At 66.2% G+C, this 21,593-nt stretch carries 1 protein-coding gene (running past one end of the window); it reads left to right on the top strand.

Annotated features, from left to right (window positions below; translation table 11 throughout):
• Positions 1 to 21,593 carry the 3' portion of a non-ribosomal peptide synthase/polyketide synthase gene (locus HQ354_RS04765; protein WP_222634261.1) on the top strand. The gene continues 8,572 nt to the left of window position 1, outside the view, so only the last 21,593 of its 30,165 coding nucleotides appear in the window; the start codon falls outside the window, past its left edge; the stop codon is at positions 21,591 to 21,593.

Below are 21,593 nucleotides of genomic sequence, written 5' to 3'. Positions count from 1 at the left end.
CGGTGTCGGTGGTGGGGGCTGCCGCGGCAGCGCTACCCGGCGCAGGTATCCACAACCTGTACGGCCCGACCGAGTTCACGGTCCACGCGACGTCGCGGCCGGTGGCAGGCGTTGCGGGATGGACCATCTCCGGCGTCGCGGTTCCGATGGGCTCGCCTGTCTGGAATTCCCGTGTCCTCGTTCTGGATTCGCGTCTGCGTCCCGTACCGATCGGTGTCGCAGGTGAGCTGTACCTGGCGGGCGAGCAGGTGGCACGCGGCTACTTCGGCCGCGCTGATCTGACCGCAGACCGCTTCGTGGCATCGATGTTCGACGACGGTGCGCGCATGTACCGTACCGGTGACCTCGTGCGATGGACCGCCGCCGGAGAGCTGGAATACTTGGGCCGCACCGACTTCCAGGTCAAGTTGCGTGGTCTGCGTATCGAGCTCGGCGAAATCGAATCGGCACTCGTGGCACAGGACTCGGTGTCGGCGGCCGTGGTGTTGGTTCGATCGGAGCAATTGGTCGCCTACGTCGTGCCCGTCGCGGGTGCGACGGTGGATTCCGGTGTTCTGCAGTCGGTCGTCGCACGCTCGCTTCCGTCGTACATGGTGCCGTCGGCGTTCGTGGTGCTCGACACGCTTCCGGTCGGTGCCTCGGGCAAGCTCGACCGAAACGCGTTGCCGGAACCGGTCTTCGAGGCCCGAGCCTTCCGTGCCCCCACGACTCTCGTCGAGGAGATCGTCGCCGGAGTGTTCGCCGACGTCCTCGGACTCGATCGCGTCGGTCTCGACGACGACTTCTTCGAACTCGGCGGTAACTCGCTCATCGCGACCCAGGTCGTCTCCCGCGTCGGCTCCGCGTTGAACGCGCGTGTGCCCGTGCGTGTGCTGTTCGAAGCATCGACGGTCGAAAGCCTTGCTGCGCGCGCGGAGTCGCACGTCGGTGGAGAAGGACGAGCGGCCCTCGTCGCCGGCCCGCGCCCGGACCACGTGCCGCTGTCGCTCGCGCAGCAGCGCATGTGGTTCCTCAACCGCTTCGACACCGAATCGGCGGTCAACAACCTGCCCGTCGCCATCAGGATGTCCGGTTCGCTGGACGTGTCGGCGCTGCAGGCCGCCGTCGGCGATGTGCTGGACCGGCACGAATCGTTGCGCACCGTGTACCCGGAGACGGACGGTGTTGCCGCACAGGTGATTCTGCCGACGGAGAAGGCCGTTCCGGTGTTGACGCCGGTGGCGATCGCCGAGGACGAGTTGATGCCGCGCATCGCGGCCATCGTGGCGACCGGGTTCGACGTCACCACCGAGGTGCCGCTGCATGCAGAGCTCTTCGAACTGTCGGCGACCGAGTACGTTCTCGTCTTCGTCGCGCACCACATCAGTGCGGACGGCTGGTCGATGGGACCGCTCACTCGCGACGTCATGCTCGCGTACGCAGCACGGACCGTCGGCGAGGCGCCGGGATGGTCGCCGCTGCCGATCCAGTACGCGGACTTCACGTTGTGGCAACGCTCGGTTCTCGGTGACGAGAACGATCCGGCGTCGTTGATCGCCGCACAGGCCGACTACTGGAAGACGGTTCTGTACGACCTTCCCGAAGAACTGGTGCTTCCGTTCGACCGTCCCCGGCCCGCGGTGCAGTCGTTCGACGGCGGCACGTCGCGGTTCTTCGTCGACGCCGAATTGCACCGCGAGCTCGTCGCATTGGCTCGGACGACCGGAACGACGCTGTTCATGGTCATGCATTCGGCGCTCGCGGTGTTGCTCGCGCGGTTGTCGGGCACGTCCGACATCGCCATCGGCACGCCCATCGCAGGCCGCGGCGAGGCCGAACTCGACGACGTCATCGGCATGTTCGTCAACACGCTGGTGTTGCGCTCCGATGTCGACGCGTCCAAGGGATTCGTCGATCTGCTGCAGGCCAACCGCGACACCGATCTGAAGGCATTCGGCCACGCGGACATCCCGTTCGAGCGCCTGGTCGAGATTCTCAACCCCGAGCGTTCGACGGCACGGCACCCGCTGTTCCAGGTAGCGCTGTCCTTTCAGAACTTCCCGGAGACCAGCTTCGAGCTGCCCGGGCTGAAGGTCAGCGCCGTCGACTTCGACATCGACGTGGCGAAGTTCGATCTGTCGCTGCTGCTGTCCGAGCACACCGATTCGACGGGGGCCAAGACCGGAATCTCCGCCGAATTCACTTACGCCGCATCGCTGTTCGACCACGACACCGTCGAGAAGTTCGCGCGTCGTTTCGTGCGCATCCTGCGCGGCGTCGTCGACACACCCGAGCGCCCGGTCGGTGACCTGACCATCCTCGAGGACGACGAGTACGAATGGCTGACGCACGTCCACGGTGACGACGTCACCCACGGTGGAACGCTGCCGGAGATCTTCACCCGCGGAGTCGAGATCAATCCGGACGGCGTCGCAGTACGCGTCGACGGCCGGTCCGTCACGTATCGCGAGTTGGATGCCGAATCCAGCCGCATCGCACGCGTTCTCATCGACCGTGGCGCGGGACCCGACTCGATCGTCGCGCTGTCCTTCCCGCGTTCGTACGAGATGGTTCTGTCGGTGTGGGCGGTCGCCAAGGCCGGTGCCGCCCACTTGCCGGTCGATCCGACGTACCCGGTGGGACGCGTCGAACACATGCTCGGTGACTCCGGTGCCCTGTTCGGCATCACGTCGAGCGAATTCTCGGCACACCTGCCGACTGCGACCGAGTGGATCGAGATCGACGATCCGGCGTTCGCCGATACCGTGGCCGAGCAGTCCGACGCGCCGATCACCGATGCCGACCGGCTCGCGCCGCTCGCGATCGACCACGCCGCGTACATGATCTACACGTCCGGATCCACCGGTCTACCGAAGGGCGTCGTCGTGACGCACAGCGGTCTCGGTGGTGTCCTCGACGCCGCGACCGATCTGTACCACCTGGACTCGGACTCCCGCTTCCTCCACATCTGTTCACCGAGCTTCGATCCGTCCGTACTGGAATGGATGGCGGCGTTCTCCGAGGGGGCGACGCTCGTCGTCGTGCCCGCGTCGATCATCGGTGGCGAGGACCTCGCAGACCTTCTGAAGACCGAGCAGGTCACGCACACCATCATCACGCCTGCCGTTCTGGGCACTGTCGACCCGACGGGAGTCGACAGCCTGAAGGTCGCGTCCGTCGGTGGCGACGTGACCACTCCCGATCTGCTGGCCCGGTGGGCGGTGGGACGCAAGTACTACAACGGGTACGGCCCGACCGAGACGACCATCATCTCGACGTTCGCCGAGTTGCGTCCCGGTATGCCGATCACCGTCGGCCGTCCGATTCACGGCATGTCGGCTCTGGTGCTCGACGCCCGGATGAACCCCGTTCCGGTGGGTGCCGCAGGTGAGCTCTATCTCGCGGGCGGCGCACTGGCCCGTGGTTACCACGAGCGCAGGGATCTGACGTCGACGCGCTTCGTCGCCAACCCGTACGGTGCCCCCGGCGCCCGCATGTACCGCACCGGAGACATCGTCCGTTGGACGTTCGGTTCCGACGCGGTGTTGGAGGACCCGGCAGCAGTCAACATCGAATTCGTCGGCCGCTCGGACTTCCAGATCAAGATCCGTGGCTTCCGCGTCGAACTCGGCGAGATCGACACCGCTCTCGTCCAGCACGACAGCGTGTCGTTCGCCGCCACCGTCGGACACGAACAGGCCAACGGCACGATGGCTCTGGTCGCCTATGTCCTGCCTGCTCGGGATGCGGTCGTCGACGTCGACGAGCTGTCGGCCTTCGTCGCACGCTCGCTGCCGGCACACATGGTGCCCGCCGCCATCGTCGTGCTCGACCAGGTTCCGCTGACTCCGGTCGGCAAGTTGGACCGCGCGGCGCTGCCCGCGCCGGTGTTCGAGCAGCAGGCGTTCCGTGCTGCGGGCAACGAGGTCGAGTGGATCATCGCCGAGGTGTTCGCCGACGTCCTCGGCGTCGAGCAGGTCAGCGTCGACGAGTCGTTCTTCGCACTCGGCGGAGACAGCATCGTCTCCATTCAGCTGGTGTCGCGAGCACGTGCGCGTGGCATCTCGTTCACTCCGCGCGATGTGTTCGAGCGGCGCTCGGTGGCCGGGTTGGCCGAGGTGGCAACAGTTCTCGGCGACGCAGAAGAGCGTGAAGTCGTTGCCGAACTTCCCGGCGGCGGCGTCGGACTGCTCGCTCTGACGCCGATCATGCACTCGATCGTCGACGGTCCTGGCGGATTCTCCCGTTTCGCGCAGTCGGTCGCGGTGACGCTGCCGACCGGCATCGAACGCGAGTTGCTCGAGCGGTCCATCACTGCGGTGGTCGACCACCACGACGTCCTGCGTGCAGTCCTCGAACGTGCCGAAGGCGGAGAGTGGACGTTCCACACCCGTGAACCCGGCAACTGCGACGTCGACGGGATGATCACCCGCGTCGAGCTGGACGCGTCGATCTCGGACGACGACCTTCTCGCGCGCGCCGAGCACGAACTCGACGCCGCGAAGGACCGGCTCGATCCCGAGTCGGGATGCATGCTCGAGTTCGTCTGGTTCGACTTCGTGTCGGATGTCGACGAGACCCCACGACCCGGCATTCTGCTCATCGTCGCTCACCACTTCGTCGTCGACGGCGTCTCCTGGCGAATCCTGTTGCCGGACCTGGCCATTGCGTGGGGCCAGGCAGCTGCCGATCAGAACGTCGCGCTGGCACCGGTCGGCACGTCGATGCGTCGGTGGGCGCACGGCCTGGTCGACGCGGCACACGACAGTGCGCGCGAAGCCGAAGTCACGTGGTGGACCGAAGTTCTCGCCGGTTCGGATCCGATGCTCGGAAGTCGTCGATTCGATCCGACTGTCGACACGCTGTCGACGACCGATCGAGTCGACGTCGAACTGTCGGAGACGGTCACCGAAGCAACTCTCACGACGGTGCCCGCCCGATTCAACGGCGGTGTCAACGACGGCCTCCTCGCAGCACTCGTCCTGGCGCTGACCGAGTTCCGCGCACGTCGCGGCGTCGAATTGCCCGAAGCGCTCGTCAAGCTCGAAGGGCACGGACGCGAAGAATCGATCGTGCCCGGTGCAGACCTGTCTCGAACGGTCGGCTGGTTCACCAGTGCGTACCCCGTTCGCTTCGACGTCCGCGGGATCGACGTCGCGGCTGCGCTCGCCGCAGGCCCGTCGATGGGTGCCGTCGTCAAGGCAGTCAAGGAGCAGTTGCTCGCGGTCCCCGACAAGGGAATGGGCTACGGCCTTCTGCGCTACATCAACGGCGAGACGTCCCACGTCCTCGAATCTGCCTCTGCCGCACCGCAGGTCAGCTTCAACTACCTCGGTCGGGTCAGCACGGAGGGCATCTCCGAGGAGCTCACCGGTGGTGCGTGGTTGCCGAACCGCCTGCTCGCGGACGTCGGTGCACCCGGCGACCCGGATATGCCTGCCAACGCGACGATCGACATCAACTCGGCCGTCGTCGACACTGCAGACGGTCCGCGCCTCACCGCGAGCTTCACGTACCCGCAGGGTGTGCTGTCGCGCTCGGACGTCGAGGAATTCGCGGCATTGTGGTCCGACGCTCTCGGCGCGTTGGCCGAACACGTGGCAGGTCCGGATGCAGGCGGCCTGACGCCCTCGGACATCTCGCTGGTGCCGGTGTCGCAGCGCGACATCGACGTCTGGGAGTCCGGCTTCGCAGGCGTCTCCGACATCTGGTCGCTGGCACCGCTGCAGTCCGGACTGTTGTTCCACGCACTCATCGCGACCCAGTCGCTCGACGTCTACACGATGCGGGTGTTGCTGGAGCTGACCGGCGACGTGGATGCGGACCGGCTTCGCGGCGCGTCGCAAGCACTGCTCGACAGGTACCCGAACCTTCGGACCGCGTTCGTTCAGAATGCAGACGGCACGTCCGTCCAACTCGTCCTCGACTCGGTCACGGTGCCGTGGCGTGAGCTGGATCTGAGCGATCGCCCCGCCGACGCGCGAGAGGCCGAATTCGAGGCCGTTCGTGCCCGCGACAAGGCGGAGCACTTCGAGCTGACGTCGGCGCCGCTGATGCGCTTCACGCTCGTGAAGATGGCCGAGGGCGATTACCGCTTCCTCGTGTCCAGCCACCACCTGCTGCTCGACGGCTGGTCCTCGCCGCTGCTGATGCGAGACCTGTTGGCGCTGTACGCACTTCGGGGTGACGCGTCGGCGCTCCCGCGGGTGCGCTCGTACCGCAACTTCCTGGCCTGGGTGGCAGAGCAGGACGCGTCGGTATCGCGGCAGAAGTGGGCCGAGACGCTCGACGGCGTCGAAGAACCCACGATGCTGTCGTCCGTCGACCAGAACCGTGCGGTGTCCGCGGACGCCGACGAGCTTTCCCTCGATCTGAGCCCGTCGTTGTCGTCGGCACTGCAATCCTCGGCCGCACGTCTCGGCGTCACGCTGAACACGATGGTGCAGGCAGCGTGGGGCATCCTGCTCGGACGCACCCTCGGCAGCGACGACGTCGTCTTCGGTGCAACGGTGTCGGGCCGCCCGGCAGGACTTGCCGGTGTCGAGTCGATGGTCGGGTTGTTCATCAACACCCTGCCGATCCGCGTTCGCGTCGACGGGCACGAATCCGTCGAGTCGTTGCTGACCAGACTTCAGGGTGAGCAGGCGGATCTCCTCGATCACCATTACGTGAGCCTGGGCGAGATTCAGCGTGACGCGAAGATCGGTGCGCTGTTCGACACGCTCACGGTCTTCGAGTCGTACCCGGTCGACGAAGCCGGACTCGCGGAGCAGGCGAAGAACATCGACGGCATGTCCGTCGCAGGGGTGGCTCTCGAGGACGCCACGCACTACCCGCTGACGCTGCTCATCGCCGTCGACAGCCAGGTGCACCTGAAGCTGAAGTACCTCACCGATGTGTTCGGCGCAGCCGACGTGGCATCGATGATGGGCAAGCTGGAGCGCATCTTCCAGGCCATCGCAGCCGATCAGGCTCAGCCCGTCGGCGACATCGATCTGATCGACGATGCCGAGCGGGTGTTGTTGGCCGGGGTGAACGACACTGCACGCGTGGTGGATTCGGCGGCGACGTTGGTGTCGTTGTTCGATGCGCAGGTCGCGGCGTCGCCGGATGCGGTGGCGTTGGTGTTCGAGGGTGAGTCGCTGTCGTACGCGGAGTTCGATGCTCGGGCGAATCGTGTTGCGAGATACTTGATTTCGCGGGGTGTGGGTCCGGAGTCGTTGGTGGCTGTGGCGATGCGTCGGTCGTTGGATTTGATGGTCGGTTTGTATGGCGTGATCAAGGCCGGTGCGGGGTATGTGCCGGTGGATCCGGATCAGCCTGGCGAGCGGGTGGCCTACATTCTGGAGACGGCGCAGGTGACGGTGGCGTTGTCGACGTCGCGGGATGGCTTCGCCGCTGATGGTGTGGATGTCGTTCTCGTGGACAAGGTCGAGCTGGGCGGGTTCTCCGATGAGCCTGTGTCGGATGCGGATCGGGTCCGGCCTCTGCGCCCTGAGCATGTGGCGTATGTGTTGTTCACTTCGGGGTCGACGGGTCGGCCGAAGGGTGTGGCGATCAGCCATGCGGCGATCGTGAATCGTCTGGTGTGGATGCAGGCGGAGTACGCGCTGACCGATTCCGATGTCGTCGTTCAGAAGACGCCGGTGACGTTCGATGTGTCGGTGTGGGAGTTGTTCTGGCCGTTGCAGGTCGGTGCTCGGTTGGTGATCGCGCGGCCGGATGGTCATCGGGATCCGGTGTATTTAACGTCGTTGATGCGGGATGAGCGGGTGTCGGTGGCGCATTTCGTGCCGTCGATGTTGGCGGTGTTCGCGGGGGAGCCGTCGGCAGCGGAGGCGTCGGGTGTGCGGTGGGTGTTCGCCTCTGGTGAGGCGTTGCCGGTGGCGACGGCGCGGTCGTTCGCGGGGGTGTTGCCGTCGGCGCGGTTGGTGAATTTGTATGGTCCGACCGAGGCTGCGGTGGATGTGACGTTCCACGAGTACACCTCGGATGATGTTGCTGTTGTGCCGATCGGGCGGCCGGTGTTCAACACGCGGGTTCATGTGCTCGATGGCCGGCTGCGTGCGGTGTCGGTGGGCATGGTGGGTGAGTTGTATCTGGCGGGTGTGCAGTTGGCGCGCGGGTATTACGGTCGTCCGGATTTGTCGGCGGATCGGTTCGTGGCGGATCCGTTCGATGTGGGTGGTCGGTTGTATCGGACCGGGGACTTGGTGCGCTGGACTGCGTCGGGTGAACTCGAGTACATCGGTCGTAGTGATTTTCAGGTGAAGTTGCGTGGTCTGCGTATCGAGTTGGGGGAGATCGAGTCGGCGTTGTTGGTCGACGATTCGGTCGCGCAGGCCGTCGTCCAGGTCCGACAGGATCAGCTGGTCGCCTACGTCGTGCCGACGTCGGGCGTCACCGTCGACGTGCCCTCGTTGTTGCAGTCGGTCGGTGCACTGGTGCCCGAATACATGGTGCCGGCGTTCGTGCTCGTGCTCGACGAGTTGCCGCTCGGACCGTCGGGCAAGCTCGACCGAAAGGCATTGCCGGACCCGGTCTTCGAGAGCACCGCAGAATTCCGCGACGCCGAGACGGATGTCGAGCGTGTCCTCAGCGATGTGTTCGCCGAGGTTCTCGGACTCGACCGCGTGGGCATCGATGATTCGTTCTTTGCGCTCGGTGGCGACAGCATCGTCTCGATCCAGCTCGTCGCACGCGCCCGCGCCAGGGGAGTGGTCATCGCTCCTCGGGATGTGTTCGAGCAGAAGACCGTTGCCGGTTTGGCTTCGGTCGCGACGTCGGACGACGTCGTCGGCAAGGCCGTTCTGGAGGAGCTCGACGGCGGTGGCGTCGGCTCGATGCCGTTGATGCCGTTCGCGCAGTTGATGATCGAGCGGGCCGGGAGTGGAGCCCGCAGGAACGACCCAGAATTAGGCGGTGCCCACGACCGGTTCGTGCAGACGGTCACGCTGGAGCTTCCCGCAGCGATCGACCGTCAGGGCATCGCTCGCACGGTCGCGGCCGTCATCGACAAGCACGATGGCCTGCGCGCGACGCTCGTCGAGAATTCCGAGGGGTGGAGTCTCGAGATTTCCGCACCCGGAACCGTCCCGGCCGACGGACTGATCGACCGCGTCGAGGTCGACCCGGACATCGACGAGGCAGCTGTGCTGTCCATCGCGTCCGATGCGGTGAACGAGTCGATGAGCCACCTCGATCCGCGTTCGGGCCGCATGCTGCGGTTCGTATGGATCGACTTCGGCCCGAGGCGATCCGGTCGACTCGTCGTCGTCGCACATCACCTCGTCGTCGACGGTGTGTCGTGGCGAATCCTCGTGCCGGACTTCGTCGCTGCGTGGGCGCAGGTGTCGCTCGGTAACGATCCGGTGCTTCCCGAGGTCGGTACGTCCGAGCGCCGCTGGGCGCACGCCTTGCACGAGGAAGCGCACAGCGCCGATCGTATTGCGGAACTTCCTGTGTGGAAGGCGATTTCGAGTACCGATGATCCGGTACTCGGCGACCGGCCGTTCGATCCCGCGATCGATGTGTCGTCCACCGTCGAGCGCGTCTCGGCGGTCGTTCCCGCAGACGTGACGAAGGCGTTGTTGACGGCGGTTCCCGACGCGTTCCGCGGCGGCGTGAACGACGGCCTGCTCACTGCCCTCGCGGTGGCGGTCAACCGGTGGCGCGCGGCACGTGGCGTCGACGCGCCGTCCACGCTCGTCCAGCTCGAAGGCCACGGCCGCGAGGAAGAGCTGGTGCCCGGAGCCGATCTGTCTCGAACGGTCGGCTGGTTCACGAGCGTATACCCGGTTCGGCTCGACCTGTCCGGTGTCGACACCGCCGAGGCGCTGGCCGTCGGTGGCGAGATGGCTCGTGCGGTCAAGGCCGTCAAGGAACAGCTGCTCGCCATTCCCGACAAGGGCATGGGATACGGGCTGCTGCGTTACATGAACCGGGAGACCGGGGCGGAATTGACGGCACTGTCGGACGGGCAGATCAGCTTCAACTACCTGGGCCGTATCTCGACGGGTGAGCTGCCCGAGGGACTCGACGGCTGGGTTCCCGCATCGGATTTCGACGACCTCGTGGTCGTCGGCGACGCGGACATGCCTGCCAACAAGACGGTCGACATCAACGCCATCGTGCGCGGTGTCGGCGACGAATCCGAGCTCGCCGCGACGTTCGCGTTCCCGACGGGCGCGATCGGCCGAGGCGACGTCCAGGAACTGGCCGACCTGTGGGTCGCGGCTCTCGTCGCGCTCGCCGCGCACGTCACCGACGGTTCCGCCGGTGGTCTGACGCCGTCCGACGTCCCGCTCGCGCAGGTCACCCAGCGCGACATCGACGTCGTCGAAACGCAGTACCCGTCGACGACCGACATCTGGTCGCTGTCGCCGCTGCAGTCGGGCCTGCTGTTCCACGCGAAGCTCGCCGGATCCGACCTCGACGTCTACACCATGCAGATGGTGCTCACCCTGACCGGCGACGTGGACGCGCAGCGCCTCCGCGGTGCCGCACAGGCATTGCTGGACCGCTACGACAACCTGAGGACCGCGTTCGTGACGACCGCGGACGGTTCGTCAGTTCAGGTCGTCGTCCAGGATGTGACGGTGCCGTGGACCGAGCACGACCTCTCGGACGTCCCCGAGGCCGAGCGCACCGCGGCGTACGAGCGTTTGCGGGCCGAGGAGCAGGCGACGCAATTCGACACGGCCGCAGCACCTCTCGTGCGATTCACGCTGGTGAAGCTGTCGGACGGTGAATTCAGGCTGCTGTTCGCCAACCACCACATCCTGATCGACGGCTGGTCCATGCCGCTGTTGATGAAGGATCTGCTCGTCCTGTATGCGGTCCACGGAGATGCAGGGACGCTGCCACGCGTCCCGTCGTACCGCACGTTCCTGTCGTGGATCGATCGTCGGAACCACGTGGAGTCGGCGGCGGTGTGGGCGCGTGCGCTCGAGGACGCGCCGGAGCCGACTCTGTTGGCGCCGTCGGCAGCGGGCCGGGAGATCTCGTCCCGTGCAGGCGCCGTCGAACTCGCGATGTCGGCGGAACTGTCCGCGTCGCTGTCCGCACTGGGTGCGCGTCTCGGCGTCACCGTCAACACGCTCGTCCAGGCGGCATGGGGAATGCTGCTGTCGGCGTCGACCGGGCGCGACGACGTCGTCTTCGGTGCGACGGTGTCCGGTCGGCCCGCATCGCTCCCCGGAGTCGAATCGATGGTCGGCCTGTTCATCAACACGCTGCCCGTCCGCGTCCGGATCGACTCGTCCGAATCGCTCGAGTCCGCACTGACGCGTCTGCAGAGCGAGCAGGCGGATCTGCTGGATCATCACTACCTCGGCCTGACGGACATCCAGCGTGCCGCAGGCGTCGGCACATTGTTCGACACGCTGACGGTGTTCGAGTCGTACCCGGTCGACGAAGCCGGTCTCGCCGCGCAGGCGTCGGACATCGACGGCATGGCGGTCACGGGCGTCGAATCCAACGACAGCACGCACTACCCGCTGACACTGCTGATCGTCTCCGACGACCGAATCCGATTGACGCTCAAGTACTTCGAAGACTTGTTCGAGCGCGACCAGGTGACGGCCATGCTGGCACGGGTACAGCGGATTCTCGAGGCGATCGCCGCTGATTCGACGCGACGCGTCGGCGACGTCGATCTGTTGGATGCGGCTGAACGCGCACTCGTGCTGGACACCTGGAACGACACCGAGCACGCCGTCGACGACGCGCTGCTTCTCGATGCGTTCCACGCGCAGGTCGAGCGCACACCCGACGCCGTGGCGCTCACGTTCGAGGGCGAGTCGCTGAGCTACCGCGAGTTCTCCGACCGTGTGGGTCGTCTGGCGCGGTACCTCGTCGGTGAAGGTGTCGGACCCGAGACGACGGTGGCGATCGGCATTCGTCGCTCGTTCGACCTGCTCGTGGCGATCTACGCGGTCGTCGAGGCAGGCGGCGCCTACGTTCCGGTCGATCCGGAACAGCCGACCGAACGCATCGAGTACATCGTCGACACTGCGGCAGCGGCACTGGTCCTCACCACCGGCCGGGATGGCCTCGACGTCGGCGCGGGCGTCCGCATCCGGCACCTGGATCAGCTGGATCTGGACGGATACGAGGGCGGCCGGCTGACGGAGTCCGAGCGTCCTGCGACGACGGACGGCAGCGCCTACGTGCTGTTCACGTCCGGATCGACGGGTCGGCCCAAGGGCGTGACGATCGGCCACCGGGCCATCGTCAACCGCCTGGAATGGATGCAGGCCGAGTACGCACTGACCGACTCCGACGTCGTCGTCCAGAAGACGCCGGTCACGTTCGACGTGTCGGTGTGGGAGTTGTTCTGGCCGTTGCAGGTCGGTGCCCGCATGGTCATCGCACGTCCGGACGGACACCGTGATCCGGCGTACCTCGCACAGTTGATCGTGTCGGAGTCCGTCACGGTTGCGCACTTCGTGCCGTCGATGCTGGCCGTGTTCACCGCCGAACCGTCGGCGCGCACGGCGACGAGCTTGCGGTGGGTGTTCGCGTCCGGTGAGGCGCTTCCGTCGGCGACGGCAGCGAGCCTCACCCAGGCGGTGCCGTCGGCGCGCATGATCAACCTGTACGGACCGACCGAGGCAGCGGTCGACGTGACCTATCACGAGTTCACCTCTGCCGACGTCAGCGGTGTTCCCATCGGTAAGCCCGTCTACAACACCCGGGTCTACGTGCTGGACAACGCTTTGCGGCCGACACCTGTCGGTGCCGAGGGCGAGCTCTACCTCGGCGGCGTTCAGCTCGCACGTGGCTACGCGTCGCGTCCGGATCTGACCGCAGATCGTTTCGTGGCCAATCCGTTCGGCGAAGGGCGTCTGTACCGCACCGGTGACGTCGTGCGGTGGAACGGCGACGGCGAACTCGTCTATGTCGGACGCTCCGACTTCCAGGTGAAGCTGCGCGGTCAGCGCATCGAACTGGGTGAGATCGAGTCGGCGCTGGTGGCTGCCGATTCCGTCGCACACGCTGTCGTCGCAGTACGCGGCGATCGACTCGTCGCGTGGATCGTGTTCGCGTCCGGACTCGACAGCGAGTCCGGTGCAGTCGAATCCGTTCTCGCCGACGCCTCGGAGCGGCTGCCGTCGTACATGGTGCCGTCCGCGGTCGTCGTGTTGGACGATCTGCCGCTGACCTCGTCGGGCAAGCTCGATCGCAAGGCTCTGCCGGAGCCCGAGGTCGCTGCCGCCGAATACCGTGCCCCCGGAACGCCGATCGAGCAGGCCGTCGCGGACGTGTTCGCCGACGTGCTCGGCGCCGAGCGAGTCGGTCTCGACGACGACTTCTTCTCGCTCGGCGGCAACTCGCTCATCGCGACTCAGGTCGTCGCGCGCCTGAGTGCGGCGGTCGACGCCCAGGTTCCCGTCCGCGCGCTGTTCGACGCGACGACGGTCGGCGCGCTGGCGCGCCGGATCGAGGATCACGTGGGTGCCGGCGCACGGGCGGCGCTCGTCGCCGGTCCACGGCCGGAACGCATTCCGCTATCGCTGGCGCAGCAGCGCATGTGGTTCCTCAACCGGTTCGACACCGAGTCCTCGGTGAACAACATTCCGGTGGCGATCCGCTTGACCGGGTCGTTGGACCGGGACGCGCTGCGGCAGGCCATCTCGGATGTCGTCGCTCGCCACGAGACGATGCGGACGATCTATCCCGAGTTCGACGGAGTCGGCCACCAGGTCGTGCTGCCGGCATCCGAGGTCGAGGTGGACCTCACTCCGGTGACGGTGTCGGAGCACGACGTTCTTCCCACCGTCGTCGACATCGTGTCGGGTGGGTTCGACGTCACGCGTGAGGTGCCGGTGCGGGTGCGGCTTCTGCAACTGAGCGGCAGCAACGACCACGTGCTCGTGTTCGTGGTGCATCACATCGCGTCCGATGGTTTCTCGATGCGGCCGTTGACGACCGACGTGATGGTCGCGTACGCCTCTCGCGCGGCGGGTGATGTTCCGGCATGGGCGCCGTTGCCGGTGCAGTACGCGGATTACGCGGTGTGGCAGCGCGAGGTGCTCGGAACCGAGGACGACGCGTCGTCGATCGCGTCGCAGCAGGTCGCGTACTGGACTCGTCAGCTGTCGGGTCTGGCCGATCAAATCGAGTTGCCGTTCGACTACGCGCGGCCGACCGTCGCGACGAACCGTGGCCGGACGACGTCGTTCACGGTGTCGCCTGAGCTGCATCACGCATTGGATGTGGTTGCGCGCGAGAACAACTCGACGTTGTTCATGGTCGTGCACACCGCGCTCGCGGTGTTGATGTCGCGGCTGTCGGCGTCCGAGGACGTGGCCATCGGTACGCCTGTTGCAGGGCGCGGCGAAGCCGAACTGGACGATCTGATCGGCATGTTCGTCAACACGCTCGTGCTGCGCACGCAGGTCGAGCCGTCGACGAGTTTCCGTGACGTGCTGGCGCATGCTCGCGAGACGGATCTGTCGGCGTTCGCCAACGCGGACGTGCCGTTCGAGCGGCTCGTGGAGGTGCTCGATCCGGAGCGCTCGCAGTCCAGGCATCCGTTGGTGCAGGTGGTGCTGGCATTCCAGAACCTGGGCCGTACCGCGTTGGAACTGCCGAACCTGTCGGTCGAAGCGCTCGAATTCGACGCGGGAATCGCCAAGTTCGATCTGCAGTTCACGTTCGAGGAGGCGACGGACTCTGCCGGCGCGTTGGGCGGCATGACCTGCTACATCAGCTACGCGACCGACCTGTTCGAGGAGTCGACCGTCGATCGTTTCGGCCGTCAGTTCCTGGCGGTGTTGAGCGGTGTGGTTGCGGATGCGTCGGCTGCGGTCGGCGACTTCGACATCGTCGATGCCGACACGCGTGATCGTGTTCTGACGCAGTGGAGTTCGTCGGGTCCGGACGTGTCGGTCGGTGCGGACACGTTGATCGACCGTTTTGACGCGGTCGTGGCGGCGCACCCGGAGTCGGTGGCGGTGCGTTTCGACGGGGTGTCGTCGACGTACGCGGAACTCGACGCTCGGGTCAATCGTCTGGCACGCCGGTTGATCGCGGCGGGCGCCTGCTCGGATTCGTTGGTGGCGGTGGCTCTTCCGCGTTCGGCCGATCTGGTCGTTGCGTTGTTGGCGGTGGTGAAATCCGGTGCGGGTTATCTGCCGGTCGATCCGACGTATCCGGCCGAGCGCATCGCATTCATGATGTCGGATGCGGCGCCGGTGGCTGTGGTGACGACGCCGGAGGTGTCGGCTGCGGAGTCGATGGCGGGTGTGCGCGGGGCGGACATTCCGGTCGTGGATGTGACGCAGGACGATCCGGATGCCTGGTCCTCGAAGCCGGTCACCGATGCCGAGCGCCGTGCGCCGTTGTCTGCGGACAATTTGGCGTACGTGATCTACACGTCGGGTTCGACGGGTCGGCCGAAGGGCGTGTTGATTCCACACAGCACTGTGGTGCGGTTGATGGACAACACGGACGGCTCGTTCGGCTTCGACGAGACCGACGTGTGGACGATGTTCCATTCGTATGCGTTCGACTTCTCGGTGTGGGAGCTGTGGGGACCGCTGCTGTACGGCGGGACGTTGGTGATGGTGGATTACTTCACCTCGCGGTCGCCCGAGGCGTTCCGTGAGCTGCTGGTCGCCGAGGGTGTGACGGTGCTGAACCAGACGCCGTCGGCGTTCTACCAGTTGGCCGAGCTCGATCGGGCCGGTGCGGCGAACGCGGGCGAGTTGTCGCTGCGGTACGTGGTGTTCGGTGGTGAGGCGCTCGAGCCTCGTCGTCTCGAGGGCTGGTTCGCGCGTCACGGTGACGGCAGCGAGTCCGGGCCCCTTCTCGTCAACATGTACGGCATCACGGAGACGACGGTGCACGTGTCGTTCCGTGCGCTCTCGGCTGCGTCGGCGGGTTCGGCGTCGGTGATCGGTGCGCCGATCTCGGGTCTGGGTGTCTACGTCCTCGACACCCGTCTGCAGCCGGTTCCGGTCGGTGTTGCGGGTGAGCTGTACGTGTCGGGTGGGCAGTTGGCGCGTGGGTATCTCGGGCGTGCGGATCTGTCGTCGGTTCGTTTCGTGGCGAACCCGTTCGGTGAGGGCCGGCTGTATCGGACCGGTGACGTCGCGCGTTGGGTCGAGAAGGCTGACTCGTCTGCAGAACTGGTCTACCTCGGTCGTGCTGATGATCAGGTGAAGGTGCGTGGTTTCCGGATCGAGCTCGGTGAGGTCGAGGCGGCGGTGTCGGCGCAGCCGGGTGTGACCGCGGCTGCGGTGATCGTGCGCGAGGACACCCCGGGTGCGACGCGTCTGGTCGCCTACCTCGTCGGCACGGCCGACGTCGAGGCAGTGCGGTCGGGTGTGGCGACGTTGGTGCCGGAGTACATGGTGCCGTCGGCGTTCGTGGTGCTCGGGGAGATTCCGTTGACGGTCAACGGCAAGCTCGATCGTCGTGCGCTTCCGGTGCCGACGACCGCGGCGGTGGAGTTCCGTGCACCGTCGACGCCGTTGGAAGAGATCGTTGCGGGTGTGTTCGCGGACGTGCTCGGTGTGGGCCGGGTCGGTGTCGACGACGATTTCTTCGCGCTCGGCGGTAACTCGTTGATCGCGACGCAGGTCGTGTCGCGGCTCGGGGCAGCGCTCGACACGCAGGTTCCGGTTCGGCTTCTGTTCGAGGCATCTTCGGTCGGTGACCTGGCCGGACGGGTCGAGTCGTCGGTCGGTGCCGGCGGTCGTCAGGAACTGGTGGCGCGCGAGCGTCCGCAGCATGTGCCTCTGTCCCTCGCGCAGCGCCGCATGTGGTTCCTCAACCGATTCGACAGTGCGTCGACCGCGTACAACATTCCGATGGCTCTGCGTCTGTCGGGCGAGCTCGACGAGGATGCGTTCGCCGAGGCGATCGGCGACCTCGTCGCACGCCACGAAACGCTGCGCACGGTCTACCCGAACACCGATTCCGGTCCGGCACAGAAGGTTCTGACGCCGGAGCAGGCAGGCATCGCGCTGACCGTCGAGTCGGTCGACGCGGCAGCGGTCACCGAGAAGGTGCTCGCGCTCGCGGCGACGCAGTTCGACGTGACCAGCGAAGTGCCGGTGCGCATCACGCTGTTCCGCATCGACGGCGACGTACCGGAGTACGTCCTCGCGATGGTCGTGCACCACATCTCGGCCGACGGCTCGTCGGCAGTGCCGGTCATGTCCGATCTGATGACGGCGTACGGCGCCCGCACTCACGGGCAGTCCCCGGATTGGGCACCCCTGCCGGTGCAGTACGCGGACTACGCGCTGTGGCAACGGGACGTGCTCGGTGACGAGGACGATCCGACATCGGTCGGTGCACGCCAGCTCGAGTACTGGAAGAGCGAACTCGCCGATCTGCCCGACCAGCTGACGCTTCCGATCGACAAGCCGCGGCCTGCAGATCAGAGCTTCCGGGGCGATCGCGTCGAATTCGCGGTGCCGGCGACAACCCATGCGGCACTGCAGGATCTGGCACGCGAGAACAACGCGACGGTGTTCATGGCCGTCCACGCGGCGTTCTCGGTGCTGCTGTCGCGCCTGTCCGGCATGACGGACATCGCTGTCGGAACGCCGATCGCAGGCCGCGGTGAGGCCGTGCTCGACAACCTCGTCGGCATGTTCGTCAACACGTTGGTCTTCCGACTCGACGTGACAGGCGAGCGCAGCTTCGTGGACCTGCTCGCGACGGCTCGCGAGACGGATCTGCAGGCGTTCGCCAACGCGGACGTGCCGTTCGAGCGTCTCGTCGAGGTGCTCAACCCGGCACGGTCGACGGCGCGTCATCCGCTGTTCCAGGTGGGCTTCTCGTTCCAGAACGTGGCACGAAGCAGCCTGGAGCTCGGCGACCTGACGGTCTCGGCAGTCGACGCGGATTCCGGCAACTCGCAGTTCGATCTGCATCTCATCCTCGCCGATCATTACGACGACGACGGTGCGCCCGCAGGTTTCGAGGCGATCATGACGTACGCGACGGATCTGTTCGAACGCGGAACGGTCGAAACGATCGTCGAGCGTTTCGTGCGCGTGTTGGAGTCCGTGACGCAGGCGCCGTCGACGGCCGTCGGCGACATCACGATCCTCGACGACGACGAACGTGACGCGTTGGTGTCCGGCTGGAACGACACCGGTCACGACACGGATTCGAGCGCAACACTCGTCGACCTGTTCGACGCGCAGGTGCGTCGCGATCCGGCGGCAACGGCGTTGGTGTACGAGGGCGAGTCGCTGTCGTACGGAGATTTCGATGCCCGTGTCAACCGTGTCGCACGCGCACTCGTCGAACGTGGCGTCGGACCGGAGTCGTTGGTCGGCTTGGCCATTCGACGGTCGGTGGACCTGCTCGTCGGCATGTACGCCATCGTGAAGGCAGGTGGCGCGTATGTGCCGATCGATCCGGATCAGCCCGCCGAGCGGGTCAAGTACATCCTCGACGTCGCCGATCCGGTCTGCGTGATCACCGCAGGCGAGGACATCGGCTCGGGTTCGGTCGCGCTCTCGGAGCTCGAGAACGCCTGCTCCGACGCGTCGCCGATCGCACCGGAGGAACGGCTTCTGCCGCTGCGTCCGGATAACACCGCATACGTGATCTTCACGTCCGGTTCGACGGGCAAGCCCAAGGGTGTTGCTGTGACGCACGGCGCCATCGTCAACCAGCTGCTGTGGAAGCACGCCGAGTTCGGTATGGATGCAACGGATTCGGTGCTGCTGAAGACGGTTGCGACCTTCGACCTGTCGGTGTGGGAGTTCTGGTCCGCGCTGACGTCGGGCGGAAGCATCGTCGTCGCCACGGCAGACGGACACCGCGATCCGGACTACCTGCTCGCGTTGATGCGCGATCACGCAGTCACGACCCTGCATGCCGTGCCGTCGATGTTGTCGATGTTGACGACCGTCGCCGGTGGCACGTTGCCGACTACGTTGCGACGCGTCCTCGCGATCGGTGAGGCGCTCCCGCCCGCAACCGCTCGTGCATTCCGCCGGCACAACTCGGCAGAACTGTTCAACCTGTACGGACCGACCGAGGCGGCGGTGTCGATCACGTCGCACCTCGTCACCGATGCGGACGTGACGTCCGTTCCGATCGGCCGGCCCGAATGGAACAGCGAGGTGCTGGTCCTCGACAGTCGCCTGCAGCCGGTTCCGGTCGGCGTCAGCGGCGAGCTGTACCTGGCCGGTGCGCAGTTGGCGCGCGGATACCACGGCCGGGCAGACCTGACGTCGGATCGGTTCGTCGCGAACCCGTTCTCGAGTGGCCAGGAGCGTAGCCTGCGGAGTGACCAGACCGACGGCACGCGTATGTACCGCACGGGTGACGTCGTGAAGTGGACTGCCGCAGGCGAACTCGACTATGTCGAGCGCGTGGACTTCCAGGTCAAGGTGCGCGGTTACCGTATCGAGCTCGGTGAGATCGAGACGGCGCTGCGCGATCAGGACGCCGTCCGCGAGGCGGCGGTGACCGTGCACAACGACGGCCGTACAGGTGATCAGCTCGTGGCGTACGTCGTGCCTGCTGCCGGCGAGTTCGATGTCGCGTCGTCTCGTGCGGCACTGACGTCGAGCCTGCCGTCGTACATGGTGCCGTCGGCCTACGTCGTGCTGGATGCGTTGCCGCTGAACACGAACGGAAAGCTCGATCGCAAGGCGCTGCCGAAGCCGGAGGTCGTCGCTCGAGAATTCCGAGCACCGACCAACCCGGTCGAGGAAGTGGTGGTCCGGACGCTGGCCGATGTGCTCGGACTGGATCGGATCGGACTGGACGACGACTTCTTCGAGCTCGGCGGCAACTCGCTGATCGCGACGCAGGTCGTGTCCCGGCTCGGTGCCGCACTGGACACGCAGATCCCGGTGCGGGCGCTGTTCGAGGCGTCGACCGTCGAGGCATTGGCCGCGCGGATCCAGCCCCTCGTCGGCGGTGGCGCTCGTGTGCCACTCGTCGCGCGGGAACGGCCTGCGGCGATTCCTCTGTCGCTCGCGCAGCAGCGCATGTGGACGCTGAACCAGGTCGATCCCGAGTCGGCGGCGTACAACATCCCTGCGGCCGTTCGATTCTCGGGCGCGCTCGACACCGACGCGTTCGCGGCTGCGATGGCCGACGTCGTCGAGCGTCACGAGGTACTGCGCACGACGTACCCCGACAGCGAGACCGGCCCGATCCAGGTCATCGGCCCCGTTGCCGACGCGCTCCCGGATCTGACACCGATTTCGGTGTCCGAGTCGGAGGTCTACGAACGGGTCGGTGCCGTACTGGGCGCCGGGTTCGACGTGACGACCGAGGTCCCGGTGCGAGCGGCTCTGTTCTCGCTCGGCGAGAGCGAGTACGTGTTCGCACTCGTCGCGCATCACATCACGGCCGACGGATTCTCGATGCGTCCGTTGATCCGCGACGTCATGCTCGCCTACACCTCGCGAGCGGCAGGGGATGCTCCGCAGTGGGCGCCGTTGCCGGTGCAGTACGCGGACTTCACGTTGTGGCAGCGCGAAGTTCTCGGAAGCGAGGACGATCCGGACAGCGCCATCTCCACTCAGTTGGCGTACTGGAACCGCGAACTCGCGGGTCTACCGGAACTGCTGCCGCTGCCGACCGATCATCCGCGTCCGCCGCGTCAGTCCACGATCGGTGCCGCGTACGAGTTCTCGTTCGGTCCGGAAATCGCACACCGCCTCGAGAAGACGGCGCGCGAGCACAATGCGACGGTCTTCATGGTCGTGCACAGTGCGCTCGCCGTGCTGCTCGCTCGACTCAGCGGCACCGACGACATTGCCATCGGTACACCGACGGCGGGTCGTGGTGAAGAGGCGCTCGACGACCTCGTCGGCATGTTCGTCAACACGTTGGTGCTGCGCACCCACGTCGACGGTGGAATTTCGTTCGCGGACTTGCTGTTTCGGACGAAGGACACCGATCTCGCGGCCTTCGGTCACGCGGACGTACCGTTCGAGCGACTCGTGGAGTCCATGGGACGCACGGCCGGTGGCCGGTCGGGCTCGAGTGCGTTCTCGCCACTGTTCCAGGTGATGCTGACGTTCCAGAACGCGGTGAGCGGAACGTTCGCGCTGCCGGGACTCGAGGTGTCGACGCTCGCGGCGGACGAGGATCAGGCGAAGTTCGATCTGCAGCTCACGGCGATCGAGCAGTTCGACGACTCGGGTGCCCTCACGGATGTGAAGGCGCTGTTCAACTACGCCACGGCGCTGTTCACGCGCTCGACGGTCGAGAAGTTCGCGGACAGGTTCTTGCGGATTCTCGACGCGGTCACGCAGGATCCGTCGGTGACACTGCGATCGATCGACATCCTGTCGGAAGCCGAGCGTGCGGCGTTCGCGCCGAAGCGGGCGGCCAAGACGGTCGACGATCTGCCGGGGCTGGTGTCGGAGGCGGCCGCTGCCTCGCCGGCGTCCGTCGCACTGACCCACGACGGAACCGAGGTCACGTTCGAGGAACTGAACACCAAGATCGGTGCGGTATCGAAGGCGATGGGCGCCACGCTCAAGCCGGAGGCACTGATCACGGTCGCACTGTCGCAGTTGGTTCCCGGAATCCTGCCCGCACTCGGTGCCGAAGGGTATGCGTCGCTGATCGCGTCGATGATCGAGACCGCGTCGACCGTGGTCGACAGCTGA

Origin of the sequence: Rhodococcus sp. BP-261, from assembly GCF_019835205.1 — a bacterium.
Lineage (GTDB): Bacteria > Actinomycetota > Actinomycetes > Mycobacteriales > Mycobacteriaceae > Rhodococcoides > Rhodococcoides kyotonensis_B.
This window is presented reverse-complemented; position numbering and strand designations above follow the sequence as displayed.